The following is a 17,804-nucleotide window of genomic DNA, read 5'->3' on the forward strand; positions in this document are numbered from 1 at the left end:
CCCGTGGGGGGGGGGGGGGCCCCCTTCCCAACCAACCCAAACAACTCGGGGTCGTGGGTTTCTGGGACTTTCTCGGCCCCCCCCCCAAAACGCCGGCGGGGGGTTGCCGCCTCAGTCCCCCCCCCGGCGGTTTGGAGGAGCTGTGCTGCGAGCGCTATCCCTCGCGTCGCATGGTCGCCTCGGCTGTGATGTCGTTGCCCCAGACGCCAAAGCCGCTGTTGAAGACGCTGAACTGACTCCAGGGCGCGGTGATCTCAACCGTCACCTGCGAGCCGCCCGCGACGCTGTCGAGGCTGCCGACCGCCGAACCGCCACTGGTGAGGGCGTGGCTGTACGAAGCGGAATTGAGTCCGCCGCGCCGGACCGCGCTCTCGACGGCGGCGTTGACTTCGGCCGTCGTCGAACCGGGAATGATCGCAACGCGAGCACCCTCGCGAGCGGCGTTCGAGATGGTGTGGCGGACGTAGAACATCCACGAGAACTCGATCGTCACGAAGAAGATCGTGAGCAACAGCGGGAAGACCATGGCGGCCTCGAGCGTGATCGAGCCCTTGCGGCGACGACGGTGATTGTTTCGGGTTTCTCTCATCTGGCGTACGTCCGGAAGTCGGACGCAGCCGATGTGCAATAGACCGGGCCGAAGAGCGAACGTCGCCGTGGCTATCGGACGCACGCATCACAATCGTCCGAGCATGAGCGCCAACAACGCCGCTGCGAGGAACGGAACGGCATGCGGGAGCGGCCGCTCGATCGACGTGAACTTGCCACGCTGCGCATCGTCGGACGCCTCGCCGTAGATCGTGAATCGCTTGGCATTGGCGTCCGCCTGCTCCAGACCGACTCGGCGAATCCAGAGAAACGTCAGGACGAGTGCGCCGGTGTTGGACAGCAGCTCGCGCAGCTTGCCCGTCGCGGCGGCACGGGTCACAACGACGATCATGCCGACGATCGCCTCCAGCGCTGCCAGAACGATCACCCCCGGCCAACCGACCCAAGCGCCGGCAGAGATGTAAAGCTTCGCATCGCCAGCTCCACGGGCACCGACAACAAAGAGTGGCAGGCCGATCGCCAGCCCGCACGCGACGCCTAGCAGCGAATCCACCGGCGTGAAGAGGCCGGTTGTCCACCAGGTCGCCAACGACCGGACCAATCCGCCGCCGAGCAGCATGAAGGTCAGCCAATTCGGAATCCTCCGCTGACGCCAGTCGATGACGGCCGCGACGACGAGGGCGACGAAGAACGGCACGAGCGCGACGGCATGGGTGGCGTACCACGTCTCCCAGTCGCTGGGCCAGGCCCAGGTCCATTCGAGTCGTAGTGGTTCAGGTTGCTCTTGCACGTGGTGTACATCGGTCAGGCGTTGCGGGGGCTGATGCGCAAACGAAAGCGACGCCGCCCACGAGGGCGACGTCGCAGAGTCAGCAGTTGCTGACCGAAATGGGGAACGCTGTGAAAAGGCGATCGAAGGGCGAGTGCAACAAGACCTAGTTGGTCGTGTTGAACTTCTCCTTGTCGATGGCGCCTTCCATGTCGTCCATCTTGCCACGGAGCGTCGAGCCGAAGGCCTTGACGGCGCCGATGGCGGCGATGACGATGAGGCCGGCGATCAGTGCGTACTCCAGGAGTTCGCCGCCGTCCTCTTCCTTGTACAGCTTGACGAAGGTGCTCTTCGTCTTGTCGGTAACGGTGCTGAGCATCGTTTTCTCTTTCCGGGCCTGTGGCCCTACGGGTCCGGTGGCCGATCGAGACGCGCGTCGTTGCACGCCGCATGGCCCCATCGACCAGCCGCCGGAAGGGCCGCACCCGAAGGTGAATAGCCCACAACCGGCTGAGTCACCGATGCAAGACGCATTTGTCTCGCCTCGGGCAAGCGGCGACTGCCACCACCAACCGGACCGACGCGGCCCTGCGGTGCCCGGTGCGCTGTCTTCGTGACCACGCTCGGGTTGCACTCTTCGAATCGGGACGCCAACGGACCGACTCAAGGCGAACGACATGTTTTCTTGCCCGATAACAAACCACCACTCCAGAACGCGACATCGCCCGGTCGACGGATCACGACCCGATCCGCCTCCGGCCCGGCTACGTCGATCAATCGACGCAGCGGTTCGTCGACCGGCTCGAGACTCAGACGAAACGTCGCGTGGTGCATCGCCGCCACACGCTCGGCCTGCATGCGCGTCGCCATCGTCCATGCCTCTTCTGGCGTTGCATGCGACGCGCGGAACGGGTCGTACGCGCCGATCCCAAGCATCGCTAGGTCGACCGGGCCGACGTTGTCGAAGCCGTCGAACATCGCGGTGTCTCCGCCGAACAGCAGTCGCTGCCCGGCCGACTCAATCGCGTAGGCCGACGCCGATCGCCAGGTGTCGCTAAACGCACGAGCAGTCCAGTGGTTCACCGGTACCGACGTGACCCGCAGGCCCGCGACGTCGATCGCGTGGCCGTGTTCGAGCTCGATCACACGCTTGAAGGAAAGCCCACGCAGCAGATCACCGGTGCCCGCAGCGGTGATGACGACGGGCCGCTGCCGAGCGGCCAGTCGGTGCAGCGTCGGCAGGTCGAGATGGTCGAAGTGTGCGTGGCTCAATAGCACTATGTCAATCGGCGGCAGTCGCGACATCGAAAGGGACGGCTGCTGCAGCCGTCGTGGCCCAAGCGTCAACGGCCCAAGCCCGAGTCCGACGCGGCTCGACCAGACCGGATCCGTCAGCACCCATCGCCCAGCCAGGCGAATCAGCATCGTCGCGTGCCCGACCCAGCCGACGCCGACGTCGCCACGCGACAAACGCGCAAGGTCGAGCCGTCGCGACATCGGTGGATCGATCAGGCCGTCCAGCGCTCGCACGCGACCCACAGACCGTCCCAATCGATCGGCGAGCGCCAGAGCTCGGTCGCTGTGTTTCAAGCGGTCGACGACGCCGCGCCAGACGCGGCTCATGCGCCTGGCACCCGGACAGTTGCGACGACCGGGAAGTGGTCACTCGCCGCCTTGGCCAGGCGATCGGTCTCGACGCGGCAGTCGACAGGCTCGCAGCCGTGCGCGAAGACGTAGTCGAGCCGAAGGGCTGGGTGTTGGGTGGTGAACGTGGTCGCGTGTGACGCGTCGTCGCCGAGCATCGTGTCGACATAGCCGGCTTCGACGATCGCCCGGATGACGTCCCGCGGCAGCGTGTTGCCGTTGGCCTCGACGTGCGGTCGAACCTTCGGCGGGAGTGCGTCGAGGTCGACGCGCTGTCCGGGGGACGTGCTGTTGAAGTCGCCAGCCAACACGTGCGGTCGGCCGGCCGATCGCCACGCGGCGCATGTGGCGAGCAACGCATCGGCCTCGCGTTGTCGGACGAGCTCGCGCTCGTTGCTCGGCCGACCCGTGAAGTGGGCGACAGCGACGCCGAGTTGGATGCCGTCGATCGCCACCTCGGCGAGCAGGAGTGAGCGTGGCTTGTCGTCGCCAGTGACGTTCACACTCGTCGCGATCGTGCCGCGTGTCATCAGCACCGAGGTCCGGCCGTCCCGACCCTCGGCCGCGATCTGATCGAAGCCTAGACGCCAGGCAATGCGGTCGCGGACTTCGTGATCGTCGGCTTCGACGAGACAGACGACGTCGGGCTTCTGGGCCAGAATCACTTCCGCCAACGGATCCGCCCTGCCGATGCCGCCGTCGAGGATGTTGTACGCGACGACGCGCAGGTCGGGCATGCCGGCATGCTACGAGACAATGTCAAGCGCGCTCTTCCGTCATCCCGAGCGAGCGAAGCGAGTCGAGGGACCTCGTCTACTCGAAGGACCATCCAGACGAGGTCCCTCGGCTTCGCTCGGGATGACGGAGCAACGACCACGACAGCCGTTTGAACCATGCGAAGAGTGATGCATGGCTCCCGACTCGATCGACGTCTGCGTCGCCCAGAACGCTGCAGTGTGGCATGACCCGGCGGCGAGTCGTGAGGCGGTGCGGTCGACGCTCGACAGCGACGCGCCGACGCCCGGGTCCGTCGTCACCCTGCCCGAGACGTTCTCGACCGGCTTCACGGCCGAGCCATCGATGGCCGACGACGGCACGACTACCGCGTTCCTTCGCAAGATCGCGGACGACTTCGACGTGCACGTCATCGCCGGGCTGGTTCGCACGGACACAGAGACGGGTCGGGGCACCAACACGGCCGTCGTCTGCTCGCCGAGCAAGGGCGAGGTCGGCAGCTACGACAAAGTCCACCTGTTCCCGCTCGACGTCGAGGCCGAGACGTTTCGGCCGGGCAGCCGCGTCGACAGCGTCGACCTCGCGGGCGTTCGCGTGACGCCGCTCGTCTGCTACGACTTGCGTTTTCCCGAAACGTGGCGTCGGGCAGTCGGGAGCGAAGTGTTCGTGCTGATCGCCAATTGGCCGAGCAAGCGGATGCACCACTGGCGGGCACTTTTGCGAGCGCGGGCGATCGAGAACCAAGCGTTCGTCGTCGGCGTGAACCGGGCCGGGACCGACCCGAAAATCACCTACACCGGCGGGAGCGTCGTTTTCAACCCGGACGGCGAAGTCGTCGCCGAAGCGGGCAAGGAGCCGACGCTGCTCAAGACGTCGCTGGACCTGGCATCGCTTCGGGCATTCCGGGAACGTCTTCCGTTTCTGCCGCAGAGCGTGTGAATCGGCGAATCGAGTGCGTTCCGACGATGGTGGCGATCGATATGCCACCGCCGACCAAGACAGCCAGAAAAACGCACAGGCCACCAATCGGCGCGACGTTTTCAAGAACATACTGGTACGTCCCGATCTCGATCCACTCGTAGTTCGCAGCGAGGCTGACGAGGATCAGTCCGCCACCGCACGCCACGAGTACCCACATGAGACGCCACCCACGGATCAGCAGCTGCCACTTGGGCCAAAACACCAATCGCTGAATGAACGCCCTCCCGATCGTCAAGAGGAAGACGCCTGACGAGACCATGATGGCAATCATGGTCCACATCATGATGTCTTCGAGTGATTCGACTCGCGTCTGTGCCGCACTGTCGAATCGCGACCCGTACGCCGACTGAATCATCAACGAGGTCGCCATCGCAATGACGCAGCCGATGGGTAGCACTGTGGACGCTGCGACAAGCAACCAGCGGTTGACCATGCCACTCGGTGTGGCATGCATGCCCAGCGTCCATCCTGCAACCGCTGCCAGAGTCGGCGGCACGACGGCTGCGACGATCGCCATCCCCAGCAGCAAGTGCTCCGGATCGTTCTGCACGACACCGCCACCGCCGATCATGACAAACGTCACGATCATGAGTGCGACGTAGATGAGCACCAGCATGCCGCCACTACCCAGAAGCAGCCACGCCGCCAGCCGAACCCGAAGCGGGCGGCCGAAGTCGAGATGTTTCTGCCACAGCTCGCGCGACTCGTCGGGCGTCCCGCCGCATTCGGGGCAGCGACCGTCATCCGGCGTGGCCCGGAGGTCGTAGCCGCACTGGAAGCACACTGTCGGCAGTGCCTGCACGGGCACCAAGATATCGCACCGTGATCGCGTCGGACAGTGCGGCCGCAAAACGACCGACGCCGCGACGCAAGTCGCGGATGCGGTGTGGCACACGAACGTCATCCGCGGCTTGCGCTGCGGCGTCGCACGCGAATCGCCTTATCCCTTGACCGCACCGAGCTGGATGCCCTTGACGAGCTGTTTCTGAAGCAGCACGAAGACCAGGATCATCGGCACAATTGACAGCAGGACGGCCGCCATCATGAGGTGGGTCTGCTGGCCGCGGGTCGAGTCGAAGAAGAGCAGGCCGATGGGCAGCGTGTAGCGTTCCTGGGTCCGCACCATGACGAGCGGCCAGAAGAAGCTGTTGTAGTTGCCCATGAAGGTGAAGATCGTCAGCGTCACCAAACCCGGCCGGCTGAGCGGCAGGATGATGTCCCAGAACAGCCGGAACTTGCCCGCCCCGTCGATCTCCGCCGCCTCATCGAGGCTGCTGGGAATCGTCAGCATGAATTGCCGGAGCAGAAACGTGCCGAACGCGCTGAACGCCGCCGGAATGATCAGCCCCGGCAGCGTGTCGACCAGACCCAGCTGGATCATGATCTGGTAGTTCGGGATCATCATGACCAGCCCCGGCAGCATCATCGTGCTCAGGTAGAGCAGGAAGACCTTGTCACGCCCAGGCCACTTCAGGCGCGCAAAGCTGAAGGCCGCCAGGCTGCTGGTAAGCACCTGGAGGAACGTCACCCACGCCGCAACGAAGAGGCTGTTGCGGAAATAGGTCAGCAGCGGGACACCGCGGTTGTTGATGTCGGGGTTGTTGACGTCGAAGACGTTGTAGTAGTTGGCGGGGACCGGCACGCCGCGCTCGGTCAGTGTCTGCTCCTCGCCGTCGATGAGCAGCGTTCGTTCCTGCTCGGTCCAATCCGGCAAATCGAACGGGCCGATCTGTGTCCCGATGAGCGGTACCTCGATCGCGGGGATGCGTTCGACCACGCGCGAGTCCGGATCTTTGGGAATCCAGCTCGGGTCCGACAGCTCGTCGAACGGCTTGAGGCTCGTCATCACCATGTAGACGAACGGCAGACTCAGAAGCACCGCAAGCCCCGTCAGGATCGCGTGCAACCCCAAGCGTCGCCGACGCTCCCGGTTGCGCGACTTGGCGGCCTCGCGCTCGTACCGCGACGTCTGCTGCTCGGCATAGCTGACGATTGCGGCATCCTGCAAGAGACTCCCGGGCTCGGTGGCCTGTCCGACGCGCGTGCTGTTGGTGCCGAGTGTCATCGTGGAGCGAAAGTGGGAGCGAGGGAGGTGAAAGGTGGGCAGGGCCGGAGCTGGAAGGCGCGTTTGATCGGGGCGTCTGCCCAAGACCTACCCGGCGTTTTCTTCAGTCGCGTTAGTCGTTCACGTACTTGTTGCCGAAGGTCCAGTTGAAGAGCGTGACGGTGAGGATGAAGAGGAACATGGCCCAGGCGACAGCACTGGCGTAGCCGATGCGGCCGACCTCGAAGCCTTCCAGGTAGACGTTGAAGGCCAGCGTCGTACTGGCACCACCAGGACCACCGGGTGGGTCGGTCATCGTGCGGACCATCTCAAAGCCGCCCTGCAGTCCGCCGATGACCGCCATGACGACGACGAAGAAGGTCGTCGGTGCCAGCTGGGGCCAGGTGACATTCCAGAACCGCTGGAACTTGGTCGCCCCGTCGATGTCGGCCGCCTCGTAGAGCTCGCCCGGCACGTTGGTCAGTGCGGCGAGGTAGAGCAGCATGGTGTTGCTGCCGATCGCGCCCCACAGGCCGACGAGCATCAGGCTTGGCTTCACCCAGCGCGGGTCGTTGAGCCAGTTGGGAGGTGCAAGGCCCGTCGATGAGGCCGCCGACTCCGGCAAGCCAGCGACGACCGCCGCGATGCCGATGAGGGCGAGTTGGGCAATCATGAGGGCGAAGGCGAACATGAGCATGCTCGCAAAGCCCTCCATTGGTCGGCTGTAAAGCTCCTGGCCGCGGAAGAAACTGATGATCGTCCACAAGCCCGCAACGCCCGCGGCAACCAGCAGGTAACCGCCCAGCGTCGAAAGCAACACGCCTGGGGCCTCGATGCCGCCTTCGGGTCGGTCCGCCACGCCATACCAGACGAACGCGAGCGTCGTCGGCAGAAGCATTATGACGAACGGAATGAACGTCGCCGTCGAGCCGAGGTCACCCTCGCGGAAGGCGGTCCGCATCCGCTTGAGCCCGAACCACATGATCCCCGCCGAGGCGGCGATGAGCAGCACGGACAAGCCTCGAACGACGCCCGGCGGGAGCCAGTCGGCCGCGCCCTCCACGCTGGCCAGCACTGGCTGAAGCGAGAGTGTCAGTGGGCCTTGTTGCGTATTGAACAGCTTCTTCCAGAGGATGAACGTCGCGACGCCACTGGTGAAGTGCGGCAGGTAGAACAGTGTGCGATAGACGCTCTGTCCACCCGTCACACCGCCGAAGAGGACGAGCGCTGTCACTGCGACGAACAACGCCGCCATGCCCCAGCTTCCGCCACCGTTGATCCAAGCGACAGCACTGAGTGCGATCGCCGCGCCCACCAGGCCGAAGCTGATGCCGAGCATCATCGTTCCGCCGGCACGCTCGCCGGTCTTGCCGCGGCGAAGGTCCTGACTCAACAGGAGCGCAGCCATGAGGCTGAGCGCGATTCCGAACGGAATTGAGATCATGAAGAACAGCGTGTTGCCGAAGTAGCGCCAGAACTCGGTCTGGTACCACGCCAGCGTCGAGCCTTCGCCACTGACGGCTCCGAAAATGAGCTTCTTGAAGTTCTCAAGCCCGGTGAAGCGGACTGCCTCGTCGCGGTACTCGTTGTGGAGTGTGAGGTCCCAGTTGGTGAAAGCGAAGTAGAGGCTGATGACCAGCGGCACCGCCGTGAAGGTCAAGAAGCCGAGGATGTTCGGGAGCAGGAACGCCAGTCCCGTCGCGACACTTCGGCCAGCGCCTTTGTTCGGAGCGACTTCGGCCAAGTTCTCGGGCGCAACGCGATCTTGCTCGTCCCCTGAAGTTGCAAGCAGCGCATTGATTTCGGCTCCCGACGGCGGTTCGTCCAAGTTCGGAGGCGTTGGATTACGGTCGTCTTGCATCGCCAGGGTTCGTTTCGGCCTGTTCGTCGAAGGAAAAACGTCGCTGCACCGCGTTACTGGGCCGACTGGGCTGTGGCCTGCGTCGCCGGGCGTGTCGTCACGGGCGCGGGCGACACGGAAGACTCGGGTGTTGGCTCCGGCTCGGGTCCTGGTGCGTCTTCTCGCGGCGTCAGCGGATCGGCTGCCTGAGCTTCAGGTGCAGCGTCGGCGCGGACCCCCGAATCCGACGCGGGCGATTCGATCACCGACGCTTCCGAGACTGGCATTTCGGCAGTCGACGAGGACTCGTACTCCACCATCTCTTCGACGACGCTCGGGGCCTCGTTGAGTTCTTCAGGCGTTGTCGGGGCCGGGAGCGGCGCGTCAACCGGAGCCAGACCGCCTTCGGTGGCCGAGCCCTCCAGCATGTCCTGCTTCTCGTACAGGTAGAGGTAGTACGGGTTGCGGATCAGACGTGCCGGGATCGGCTTGCCCTCGGCCTTGAGCCGGTCGATCGTCTTCTGATCCTCGACACGCCGATCGTACTCGGCTTGAAGCTCCGGGTTGAACTCGAGGTTCTCCCGAATCTGGGCCCGAATCGCTTGGGCCGCTCGACTCATCGCGACGCGTGGGTCTTCGAAGCCGCTGATTTGCGGCTGGCTCATGTACCTGCTGCGGTAAGACGCTTCCTCACGCTCGACGTCGGCGTGCAGGATGAAGGGGCTCAGGGTTGCTGGAATCGCGATGGTCGAAGCGGCCTCCAGATGAGGACCGTGAACTTCGTACTCGGTCTCGGGATAGATGCCCAAAACGGGATCCTTCTCCGGACGGAGGTAGGCCTCACTTTGAGTGAAGAGCGGATTCGGCGGCAATCCGTCAGCGTCAGCGATGATCTGGTCGTTGTACTGCTTGCTCGCGAGGAACGCCTGAAAAATGACGCCCCAGTGCGTTCCGGCAGGAAGCGTCACGGTCCGACCATCGCTGAGGTCGACGTCGACCGGCTCTTCCATTCGGACGCCGTCGACGTAGACCGCCGCCGCCCGCGTCCCGATGAGAACGTTGGGCACGCCACCATTTGGCAGTCCCACGGTCCCGATCTCCAGCGGCGGTTCGCCTCGAGACACACGGCCTCGATTGGTTTCGCGGAATCGGATCAGGTGCCACCGGCCACCGTTGAACATCGCATAAATGTCACGCTCGAAAAGCTCCGCCCCACCGCCGCCGTAACCACCGGCGCTGGCAGCATTCTGTCGATCGGCACCGGTCGGAATGAGCCGATCCTCGTAGATCCATCGGCGAATCATCTCCATCGTTCGAATAACCCGTGGGTCTTCGATGTTGACGTCCGTTGCGGTCTCATTGAACGTGTCGACCCCCATTGAGCGGTAGGTCACACGCTCGTTGATTCCGTCGATGAAGAACTTTCGGCCGAACCGCTGTCCCGGCTCATTAGTTGCCTCGACGAATGCTTTACCCGCGGCCTCGAACTCTTCGATCGTCCAGTGGCCTTCCGGCACCGGCAACCCGAGCTCCCGAAATAGCGGCTTGTTCACCATGAACATCGTCATGGCGACGTTGCAAGGGAACATGAACTGCCGACGCTCACCGTCGAAGTCGACGAGGCTCAGCTCATTGAGCATGGCGTCGTACGTCGTGTCGACGCTGAACCCGAGCGCTTCGGCTTCATCCGTCACATCTTCGAGCACGCCCATCTGCTCGAAGAACTGCATGTTCTGGCCGGAGAACATGTCCATTGCCTCTGCGGCGACACCAGACACGCTCTGGACGACCTTCTTCGTGTTCTCGTTGTTGCCGGTGTCGAGTCGCAGTTCGATAAGCGGGCGCCGGTATTCGCCACTCGCCTCGTCGAGAATGTCCTCTTCGGCCGGATCGCCCTCTACGACCTCGTAGAGCCCGCGTTCGACCTGCCACTCATCGAAGAGGCGAACCTGCTCGACGCGGGCGGGGTTCGGGTCGGTGGTCCAATACATGACGACCTGCCGGTCGCTCAGCCCTTGAGGCATGCTCGTCCAGACGAGGCCACTGCAGGCGACAAGCAGGATGGCGACGAGTACGAACAGGTATTTCATGAGTGTGTCGAACCTCCTCGGTCCGCGGCCGATGACAGGCCGGGTAACACCGCGCGGGTGTCGGGCCTTCCAAGCTACACGGCTGGGGCCCCGTCGGCAACGCGACCGGCATCGGAACAGGCCGTGACGTACCCTTCGGCGATGCGTCTTCGGTCGCCCTGCTCATGCGCCACGCTGAAGACCGGTTGCAACAGCTCGCCTCTGCCGTCGACAAGGTGTCGCAGGACCTGGACGCCCGACTCGTCGCCGACACCGCCAAAGCAGCCGGCTTTCACGTCGCAAGTCCAAAAGACGCCACGCCGATCATCGCCCTGGTCGGCGGCACGGGCACCGGCAAGAGCACGCTCGTCAATCGCCTCCTCGATGCCCCCGACCGCGGAGACGACGCCCTGGTCGCGACCAGCTTCCGACGAACGCACACGACCGGCTGCGTCGCCATCGTGCCAAATGGCAAAACGTTGCCGGACGGCTGGATGGGTGTCCGGCACGTGCCTTCCGATCGCGATTCCGGGCCGGCACGAGGCGAAGGCGACGACTTGGTCATCCTCTCCACAGGCGATTCAGACTTCGTTCCCGTCGACACGCCCGACTTGGACGGCGACGTCGTGGAACACCATCGCCGGGCCGAACGCGCCTTCCGATGGGCGACCGCCATCGTGCTGGTCGCGACGCCCGAGAAGTATCAGCTCCCCGAGGCCGACCGGTTCACCACGCTCGCCAGCCGCTGGGACCTTCCACTGCGCGTCGTCATGAACAAGGCCGACGACCTCGACGCGGCTGACGACTGGCAGACGCGGCTTGGCGACGCGACCGTCTTTGTCGTCCCACGCGACGACGCCCCCCTCTCGTCGCCTGGCGGACGGAGCCTCGACGACCTTCGAGCCAGCCTGTCGCACCTCGAACCGGCCGACGACGCCGGCCTGCGGACACGGCTCGCCGACGTCGCAGGACGAGCGGCCGACCTCGTGCTGGAGCCAGCCCGCACGCAACGCCGACGCTGCGACGACGCGGCCGAACGACTTCGGGCCCTCATCCGCCCGGAAGCCGGCGTCGACGTCCATCCGATGACCCGGCAATTGCAGAGCCGCCTGCGAAAACAGAGCGTGCTCTATCTGATGGGGCCGGGACGCATTATCGACCGCGCACGCTCGCTGCCGGGCGTCGTAGCACGCCTGCCGAGGTCGGCATGGGATCTCGTCACCCGCGGCAAGCTGCCGGACGAGCCCGCCGACGACACACCAGCCGCCGATGCTGCCCCCGACTTCCCGCGCGACGTCGGCGACGCGTTCGACGTCTTCGCCGCCCGCTGCGACGACGCCATGAAGGAGGCTGGCCTGTCACCCGACGGCGAGGCGTGGAAGCTCCCGCGCGACCGGGCCGAGGAGATCGCGACCGAACGACTGGCCGAGCTTCGCCGCTGGCTCGAGGCCCGCTGGGACAAGAAGCCACGCGACACCCGCGCCATCGAGTGGCTGGCCAAGCACGTGCCCGGCGGCAAGCACGTCACCAAGCTCAGCGAGACCGCGCCATACCTCCTCGTCGCCGCCAGTGCTGCGACGAGCGTCGTCACTGCCGGTGCCGAGCAGGTCGTCATCGGCGGGTACCTGCTGACGACGTGGCTCGGCGAGCGGCTGTCGAACGAAGTCGCTGCCAAAACACGCCAGACCAACGCCGCCCTCGCCGCCGACTTCGCCAAACTGTGCGACGAGCAGGCCCAGCGTGCCATCGCCTGGTGCGATGCCGCCGCCGCATCACCGGCGGACCTGACAGCGCTCGACAAAGCCGTCGATGCCGTCGCCTCTCTTGCGGAGGGCTCGCGATGACCAGCCTTTCTGATCTGGCCTGCGAAGTCGCACGCGTGACCGGGGCCGAGTTGCCCGACGTGCTGTCGGGCGACGCGCCGGTCCCGACGCTCGCCGACGCGGGCGACGTCTACTTCGTCGGGCTCATCGGCGGAAAAGACGTCGGCAAGACCAGCCTCGCCAACGCCATCGCCGGGGCCGAACTCGGCAAACCCACTGGTCACGGCGAGGGCACGCGGGCCGTCACCGCCTACGCCCACCGCGCGGCCGTGCCGGAAGTCCGGCGTCGACTGGGCGATGTCGCGATCGTGCCGCACGAACTGGAGCAGCTGCGTCGCCAGGTCCTGCTCGACCTGCCCGACATCGACAGCCGCTACGCCGACCACATCACGCTGACGCGACAGACGCTGCGGCATCTGCTCTATCCGGTCTGGGTGCAGAGCGTCGAGAAGTACGCCGACAAACGGCCGCGCGATCTCTTGGCCCAGGTCGCCCAGGGCAACGATCCGGGTAACTTCGTCTTCGTCCTGAGCAAGGCAGATCAGCTCGTCGATCGCGAAGGCACCGATGCCGCGCTCGAAGTAGCCGACGATTACGCCGGCCGAGTCGCCGACGCGTTGGAGCTTCCGGCCAAGCCCGAGGTGTTGCTCTGCAGCGCGCACCGTCCCGAACAGCTCGACCTGCCACGACTTCGCGAGAAGCTCGGCATCGACAAGGAAGCCAAAGCCGTACGTGGCGACATGGCCAAGGCGGGCGAGCGGCTCTCGTCGACCGTCGCGTCATGGGTGCGCGAGCAGAACCTGCCGGCGCTCACCGACAAAGCCAAGCGACAGCTCGACCTGGCGACGGAACTGGTCACCGATCGCGCCGCGTCGCCGGTGTTGCAGGTCGCCCTGCCGCGGCTCGCCGACGATCCCGGCCACCGCGCTGCCGTCGCGGAGCCGGCGGCCAGGGCTCGAACGCGGGCCTGGCCGCTGGTCGGCTGGATCGACATGGCCTTGTCGCCAGTCGTGTCGCTGATTGGGCAGAACCTGATGCCGGCCTCCACCGAGGCAGCGTCGCTGGAACGACACCTCGCCGACGCCGGACACGACACCGCCCAGGGCATCCGGTCGGCCTTTGCCACATTGCGATCGACGCATCCAGACGTCGCCGAGCACTACGCGTCGCGGCACCTGTGGGAGTCCGCCGAAGCCGAAACCGCCGCCGCCGATCTTCGCCGAAGACTCTCGGCCGCGCTCGATCGTCAACGCGACGCGATCCGTCATCGCCTGCGGCCTAGCCGTTGGCTTTTGCCGATCCGCTGGCTGCTGACGGTCGGCGTGGTCGTCTGGTTCGCAATCGCGCAGCCGCTGTTGGAAGTCGTCGTGCCTCAGGAGGAGTGGAGCTGGACGGAGCTTCTGCGTGAGGCGGTGCTCCTGATCAACGCCCAGACGCTGCTCGCCTCGGCCGGCTTCGTCCTCGCCTACCTGCTGCTCGTCTGGGCGGCAGTGCGTGTGCGGGCGTATCGACTCGCAGCCAGGCAGCGGCACAAGCTTCTCTCCGCCGAGGACGACGACGCCAGCCCCGCCCACCAAGTCGTCCTCTGGACCGGCGACCTCGTCGCCCCGCTCCGCGATCGCCACGCCATGCTCGAACGGCTCAGCAAGCTGGCCTCGGACATGTGACTGATCCGTCATCCTGAGCGAGCGCAGCGAGTCGAAGGACCTCGTCTTCCCGTCGTCATTGATGACACTGCGAGGTCCCTCGGCTGCGCTCGGGATGACGGAGGGCTCGTACCGTCCGCGCATGCTCGTCACGCTGCTGCTCGTCGTCGCGTCTCTCACCTCGCCACCCATGACACGCCCCGCAACGCAGCCGGACGACTGGAAGCAGGCCGTCATGCAGACCGCCGGCATCGACGTCTGGCCGAGCGTCAAGCGGCTGCAATTCACATTCGTCGTCGAGTTCCCCGACGGCCGGGCGATGAAGCGGACGCACGATTGGAACCTCGCCGACGGCACCGCCACGGTCGACGGCGTCACCATCCGGGCGTGGGACTTCGACGTCGTCAACGCCGACGACGCCCAGAAGTCGGCCTACTCCGCGTGGATCAACGACGGCTACTGGCTCCTCATGCCGCTCAAGCTCGACGACCCCGGCGTCATCTTCACGCCGGTCGGCGCTTCACGCGACATGCCGCCGAGCCGTGCGATGGTGACGATGACCTTCGACGACGGAACCGGCCTGACCCCGAGCGACGCCTACGACCTCGCCATCGACCTCCGCCGCGGCGTCGTCGACGCTTGGACCTACCGCCCCGACGAGACGCGTGCCATCACCTGGACCTGGGAAGACTACCAAGACTTCAACGGCCTGTTCCTCGCCACCAACCACGTCCCCCAAGACGGCGGCCCGACGATCCGGTTCGAGAACATCGTGGTCGAGCGCGACTCGGATTGACAAAACGAGCGACGCCCCGATGCGATTGCATCGGGGCGTCGGGTTCGCGAGCTGCGGTGCAGCCGCGTGCGAGACGGGAGTCTCACCCAGTCTCAGCCGCACGCAGGCAGCTCAAAAGTGCGATGAAAAAGATTCACGGATCACCTCCAGTCGGTTTGCCGGCCAGGCCGATCCGCGACGATCGGCGGGCCTGTGGTTCAGTGACACGCCTCGGCGTGTCGCCCGCCCGCAGACGCCTCTGCGGGCACGTGCCGAACAAGGCGAGGTCGCGTCGCCCTCGCTCGACTCGAAAAGAGTACCACAAGTTCCTGCGGAAGGTTCAACGCTTTCACCGGATTCGCAGGTTGGTCGCACTAGGCTGCCGCATGCCCAAGTGTGTCGTTGTCGGTGGCGGTTTCGGCGGGATGGCCAGCGCGCTCCGCATGCGGGCCAAGGGGTACGACGTCACCCTCATCGACAAGCAGGACAAGCTCGGCGGCAGGGGCTACGCGTACGAAAAACAGACCGAGCACGGCGTCTTCAAGCACGACGCGGGGCCGACCGTCATCACGGCCAAGTTCCTCTTCGACGAGCTGTTCGAACTCTTCGGGAAGAAGCGCGAGGACTACGTCGAGTTCCGCGACATCTACCCGTGGTATCGGATTGTGTTCGCGGGCGACGTGACGTCCGGGCGAGCCCCGAGCGTCAGCGAGGGGACAGACCTGCCCCACTTCGACTACGGCGGCACGATGGAGCAATTCGAGACCCAGATCCGCAAGTTCGGCGGCGACCGCGACGTCGAGGGCTTCCGCAAGTACCTCGCCCACAGCAAGAAGATCTTCGACAAGGGCTTCACCGACCTGGGCGACCAGCCGTTCGACAAGTTCACGACGATGCTGAAGTGTGCTCCCGACCTCGTGCGGCTCGGCTGCTACAAGACGGTCTGGCAGATGGGGGCCAAGTACATCAAGGACGACCGGCTCCGCCGCGTCTTCAGCTTCCAGCCGCTGCTGGTGGGCGGGAACCCGTTCAACACGACGTGCATCTACAGCCTGATCTTCTACCTCGAACGCGAGTGGGGCGTCCAGTTCGCCATGGGCGGCACGGGGGCGATCGTGCGGGGGCTGCAGAAGCTGATGGAGGAGGAGGGGATCGAGGTGCGGCTGGGTCGCGAGGTGCAGAAGATCGATGTGCACAGAGGCGTCAAGTACTTCGACATCCCGAAGCGAGCCGCAAGCGTGATGCTCGATGAGGAGGGATACTGGCTCGGCGACGGTGTCGATGCAACGAATCCGGTCATCGTCAACGCCGACCCGCCGCACGTCTACCGCAACCTGATCGCCCCGGAGCACCGCCCGAAGTATCCCGACATCAAAATCGACAAGCTCAAGTACTCGATGGGCCTGTTCGTCCTCTACTTCGGCACGACCAAGCAGTACCCCGACGTCGCCCACCACACGATCGTCCTTGGCGAGGCGTACAAGAGCCTCCTCAAAAAGCTCTTCGACGCCAAGGAGGTCGAACGCGAAGACCTCAGCGTCTACCTCCACCGCCCCACCGCCACCGACCCGTCGATGGCACCCGAGGGCATGGACTCGTTCTACGTCCTCGTCCCCGTCCCGAACCTGCAGCCCGTCCGCGGGCGCGGGAAAACCATGCGAGCCCCGAGCGTAAGCGAGCGGTCTGAAGCGAACGACCAGACCCCTTCCTCACGGTCGGGGCTCGCGGAGGTTCCTGTGCATGAAGATGGTTCCGTCGACTGGGACGCCTTCGGTGACGCCTTCCGCGACGACGTCGTTCGCTATCTCGACAAGACCGTCCTGCCGGGCCTGGCCGAGTGCATCACCGGCGACTTCTACGTCACGCCCAACCACTTCCGCGACAACCTCAACACCCACCACGGCACCGGCTTTTCGATCCAGCCCGTCTTCACCCAATCGGCCTGGTTCCGCTTCCACAACAAGAGCGACATCGACGGCCTCTACTTCGTCGGCGCCGGCACGCACCCGGGCGCGGGCATGCCGGGCGTTCTGTGCAGCGCGAAGCTCGTCGACCGGCTCATCGAGCCTGTCAAATCGAACGCCAGCTGATCGCTACGAGTCGACCTTGTCGGCTTCGCCTAGCTCTTTCTTCAAGCGACGGACGCGGCGATGGAACTCGGCTTCGACCCACTTCTGCACTTCGGCATCTTCCAGTGCCGCGGCGATGGTGTCGGAGTGGAAGGTCTGATACGCCCCGAAAAGCATCCCCATCGCGTCGTACTCGACTTGGTTCCAAGTTGCTGCCTCTCGGCGAACCTTCATAAAACGAAGGTAATGGTCATCCCACGGTAATCCTGACAGCTTTGCGGCCTGTGCGATGATGGCCGCGTCTTTGATTTGGGCCATCAGCTCAGGCGAGATGAACACGCCCCGCTCCGGCACTTGAAACGCCTCCTGCTCTTCCACAACGGGCCGAGGCGGCAGCGAGGCGGGACGACCAGGGGTCTCGATTGGAAGCACCCTCGCGATCGGCTGTGTCGCGGGCGCGGGTTCCTCCGCAACCGACGTCGAAGTCGACGCGAGCATCAAGATGACGATGGCGGTCAGGCGTAACGGCATCGTGAGCGACCATAACCGCAAGCAGCGACGTAGTCGCTACCTTCCGCCGCTCCTGCCGTTGCCGCTCGCCGACGATTCCCAGCCGAAGACCAGTTCGTTGGGCCAGCTCTGGTTCCAGTCGGGGTGGAATGAGCGACTCAGGCCAAGCGCGGCAGATCGGCCGCGGGCGAGTTCCATGTTGAAGTTGCCCTCGCCGTGGTTGACGCGATAGCTGAACTTGATCGGCTTGCCCGCCAGCATTGCCTCGTGAGCTTCGGGAATGGCCGACCACGGAATCGCGACCTCGACGGTGCGCGTGCCGTCGTCGTGCTTGACGGACAGCCGCGCTC

The 17,804-nt window shown here is 65.2% G+C and carries 16 protein-coding genes; 5 read left to right on the top strand and 11 right to left on the bottom strand.

Annotated elements, in window-relative coordinates:
* Positions 1-154 precede the first annotated feature (154 nt).
* The 5 genes from AAGI46_08045 to AAGI46_08065 all read right to left on the bottom strand — a co-directional run bounded on the left by AAGI46_08045 (position 155) and on the right by AAGI46_08065 (position 3,699).
* Positions 155-589, bottom strand: coding sequence for a TadE/TadG family type IV pilus assembly protein (locus AAGI46_08045; protein ID MEM1012157.1), 435 nt, complete (start codon positions 587-589; stop codon positions 155-157).
* 87 nt (positions 590-676) lie between these two features.
* Positions 677-1,339 (bottom strand): A24 family peptidase, encoded by a 663-nt coding sequence (locus tag AAGI46_08050; protein ID MEM1012158.1) that lies wholly within the window; start codon positions 1,337-1,339, stop codon positions 677-679.
* Positions 1,340-1,484: 145 nt separating this feature from the next.
* A complete protein-coding gene (locus AAGI46_08055) occupies positions 1,485-1,697 on the bottom strand; it encodes a Flp family type IVb pilin (GenBank protein ID MEM1012159.1) in 213 nt (70 codons plus the stop codon).
* Between the two features lie 284 nt (positions 1,698-1,981).
* Positions 1,982-2,941: an MBL fold metallo-hydrolase gene (locus AAGI46_08060; protein MEM1012160.1), complete on the bottom strand. Its 960-nt coding sequence runs from the start codon at positions 2,939-2,941 to the stop codon at positions 1,982-1,984.
* Positions 2,938-3,699, bottom strand: coding sequence for an endonuclease/exonuclease/phosphatase family protein (locus AAGI46_08065; GenBank protein MEM1012161.1), 762 nt, complete (start codon positions 3,697-3,699; stop codon positions 2,938-2,940). The genes AAGI46_08060 and AAGI46_08065 overlap by 4 nt, the downstream gene beginning before the upstream one ends.
* Positions 3,700-3,871: 172 nt before the next feature.
* On the opposite strand from AAGI46_08065, the gene AAGI46_08070 reads away from it, so the two are divergent.
* Entirely contained in the window at positions 3,872-4,636 is a 765-nt protein-coding gene (locus AAGI46_08070; GenBank protein ID MEM1012162.1) for a nitrilase-related carbon-nitrogen hydrolase, read from the top strand.
* On the opposite strand, the gene AAGI46_08075 is transcribed toward AAGI46_08070, so the two are convergent.
* From AAGI46_08075 to AAGI46_08090, 4 genes are all read right to left on the bottom strand, one after another.
* Positions 4,563-5,480: a hypothetical protein gene (locus AAGI46_08075; GenBank protein MEM1012163.1), complete on the bottom strand. Its 918-nt coding sequence runs from the start codon at positions 5,478-5,480 to the stop codon at positions 4,563-4,565. The two genes, AAGI46_08070 and AAGI46_08075, sit on opposite strands and share 74 nt — an antisense overlap.
* Before the next feature lie 138 nt (positions 5,481-5,618).
* Positions 5,619-6,743, bottom strand: coding sequence for a carbohydrate ABC transporter permease (locus AAGI46_08080; protein ID MEM1012164.1), 1,125 nt, complete (start codon positions 6,741-6,743; stop codon positions 5,619-5,621).
* A 112-nt stretch (positions 6,744-6,855) separates the two neighbouring features.
* Positions 6,856-8,466, bottom strand: coding sequence for a sugar ABC transporter permease (locus tag AAGI46_08085; protein MEM1012165.1), 1,611 nt, complete (start codon positions 8,464-8,466; stop codon positions 6,856-6,858).
* Positions 8,467-8,636: 170 nt separating this feature from the next.
* Positions 8,637-10,652 carry an ABC transporter substrate-binding protein gene (locus AAGI46_08090; protein ID MEM1012166.1) on the bottom strand — a complete coding sequence of 672 codons (2,016 nt, stop codon included), beginning with the start codon at positions 10,650-10,652 and terminating at the stop codon, positions 8,637-8,639.
* 164 nt (positions 10,653-10,816) lie between these two features.
* On the opposite strand from AAGI46_08090, the gene AAGI46_08095 reads away from it, so the two are divergent.
* The 4 genes from AAGI46_08095 to crtI all read left to right on the top strand — a co-directional run bounded on the left by AAGI46_08095 (position 10,817) and on the right by crtI (position 16,965).
* A complete protein-coding gene (locus AAGI46_08095; GenBank protein ID MEM1012167.1) occupies positions 10,817-12,475 on the top strand; it encodes a GTPase domain-containing protein in 1,659 nt (552 codons plus the stop codon).
* Positions 12,472-14,121: a hypothetical protein gene (locus tag AAGI46_08100; GenBank protein ID MEM1012168.1), complete on the top strand. Its 1,650-nt coding sequence runs from the start codon at positions 12,472-12,474 to the stop codon at positions 14,119-14,121. Before AAGI46_08095 ends, AAGI46_08100 begins: the two co-directional genes overlap by 4 nt.
* A 121-nt stretch (positions 14,122-14,242) precedes the next feature.
* Positions 14,243-14,896, top strand: coding sequence for a hypothetical protein (locus AAGI46_08105; GenBank protein ID MEM1012169.1), 654 nt, complete (start codon positions 14,243-14,245; stop codon positions 14,894-14,896).
* A 365-nt stretch (positions 14,897-15,261) separates the two neighbouring features.
* The gene (gene crtI, locus AAGI46_08110) at positions 15,262-16,965 is read left to right on the top strand and encodes a phytoene desaturase family protein (protein MEM1012170.1); all 1,704 of its coding nucleotides are present in this window, start codon (positions 15,262-15,264) and stop codon (positions 16,963-16,965) included.
* Positions 16,966-16,968: 3 nt separating this feature from the next.
* Here crtI and AAGI46_08115 read toward each other — a convergent pair whose 3' ends face one another.
* Both AAGI46_08115 and AAGI46_08120 read right to left on the bottom strand, forming a co-directional pair.
* A complete protein-coding gene (locus tag AAGI46_08115; GenBank protein ID MEM1012171.1) occupies positions 16,969-17,475 on the bottom strand; it encodes a hypothetical protein in 507 nt (168 codons plus the stop codon).
* A gap of 36 nt (positions 17,476-17,511) precedes the next feature.
* The coding region (locus tag AAGI46_08120) for a hypothetical protein (protein ID MEM1012172.1) at positions 17,512-17,804 on the bottom strand (293 nt) is incomplete at its 5' end.

The sequence above is a fragment of the Planctomycetota bacterium genome (genome assembly GCA_038746835.1).
Lineage (GTDB): Bacteria > Planctomycetota > Phycisphaerae > Tepidisphaerales > Tepidisphaeraceae > JBCDKH01.

Excerpts from the sequence above, each read along its gene's own strand:
- AAGI46_08045 (MEM1012157.1), bottom strand. The coding sequence starts at position 589 with ATGAGAGAAACCCGAAACAATCACCGTCGTCGCCGCAAGGGCTCGATC.
- AAGI46_08055 (MEM1012159.1), bottom strand. The coding sequence starts at position 1,697 with ATGCTCAGCACCGTTACCGACAAGACGAAGAGCACCTTCGTCAAGCTG.
- AAGI46_08060 (MEM1012160.1), bottom strand. The coding sequence starts at position 2,941 with ATGAGCCGCGTCTGGCGCGGCGTCGTCGACCGCTTGAAACACAGCGAC.
- AAGI46_08065 (MEM1012161.1), bottom strand. The coding sequence starts at position 3,699 with ATGCCCGACCTGCGCGTCGTCGCGTACAACATCCTCGACGGCGGCATC.
- AAGI46_08070 (MEM1012162.1), top strand. The coding sequence starts at position 3,872 with ATGGCTCCCGACTCGATCGACGTCTGCGTCGCCCAGAACGCTGCAGTG.
- AAGI46_08080 (MEM1012164.1), bottom strand. The coding sequence starts at position 6,743 with ATGACACTCGGCACCAACAGCACGCGCGTCGGACAGGCCACCGAGCCC.
- AAGI46_08090 (MEM1012166.1), bottom strand. The coding sequence starts at position 10,652 with ATGAAATACCTGTTCGTACTCGTCGCCATCCTGCTTGTCGCCTGCAGT.
- AAGI46_08095 (MEM1012167.1), top strand. The coding sequence starts at position 10,817 with ATGCGCCACGCTGAAGACCGGTTGCAACAGCTCGCCTCTGCCGTCGAC.
- AAGI46_08100 (MEM1012168.1), top strand. The coding sequence starts at position 12,472 with ATGACCAGCCTTTCTGATCTGGCCTGCGAAGTCGCACGCGTGACCGGG.
- AAGI46_08105 (MEM1012169.1), top strand. The coding sequence starts at position 14,243 with ATGCTCGTCACGCTGCTGCTCGTCGTCGCGTCTCTCACCTCGCCACCC.
- crtI (MEM1012170.1), top strand. The coding sequence starts at position 15,262 with ATGCCCAAGTGTGTCGTTGTCGGTGGCGGTTTCGGCGGGATGGCCAGC.
- AAGI46_08115 (MEM1012171.1), bottom strand. The coding sequence starts at position 17,475 with ATGCCGTTACGCCTGACCGCCATCGTCATCTTGATGCTCGCGTCGACT.